We start from the raw sequence: 594 nt of genomic DNA, 5'->3' as shown, positions 1-594 counted from the left end.
CGGCGGTGGCCTGGCCCGCGTCCAGTGGCGTAACCGTGATCCCCGCGGGGGCGAGCAGTTCTGTCGCTTCACCCAGCCGCCGCACGAGCCGGGTTTCCGCCGAGCGCCGCGCGGTGTCGGTGACCTCGTCGTCCCGGCTGTGGGCGCGCCGAGCCCGCAGCGCGGCAAACGGGGACGCGCCGCCGAGTCCGTCGGTCGGCCCGGTCGCGCGGACCGGCTCGCGGAGCACCAGCAGAACCTGGCGGCGCAGCAGGTCAGTGGAGCGGCGCAACTGGTCGAGATAGGTCGCGTGCTCCCGCGCTGCCGTTTCGAGCATCGGATGCGGCAGTCCGGGTGCGGCTTCGCGCAGGTCGTTGATCTGCCGGCTCAGGTCCAGCCGTTCGGCTCGGATGAGCACTTGTACCGGCGCGGAGATCGAGTGCAGATATCGGCCGAAGGACGCGACCAGCGCCTCCTGCTCGCCTGGGGTGCGGAGCGCGAAATTCACCGTGCTGGCCACCGCGACCATGGCGACCCCGTCCGTGCCGAGGTCGACGACTCCGGCTTCGGTGACTCCTTCCGCGGGCAGCCTCAGCGCCGCCGGAGATACCTCCG

General features: G+C 72.2%; 1 pseudogene. It reads right to left on the bottom strand.

The annotated features are described in order from the left end of the window. Positions 1-594, bottom strand: a pseudogene (locus tag ACLARN_RS44160) (PrgI family protein); the annotation flags it as partial.

This window comes from Amycolatopsis sp. cmx-11-12, from assembly GCF_046269425.1.
Classification (GTDB): Bacteria; Actinomycetota; Actinomycetes; order Mycobacteriales; family Pseudonocardiaceae; genus Amycolatopsis.
The sequence above is the reverse complement of the archived record's forward strand: the minus strand, read 5'-3'. Positions and strand labels throughout refer to the sequence as shown.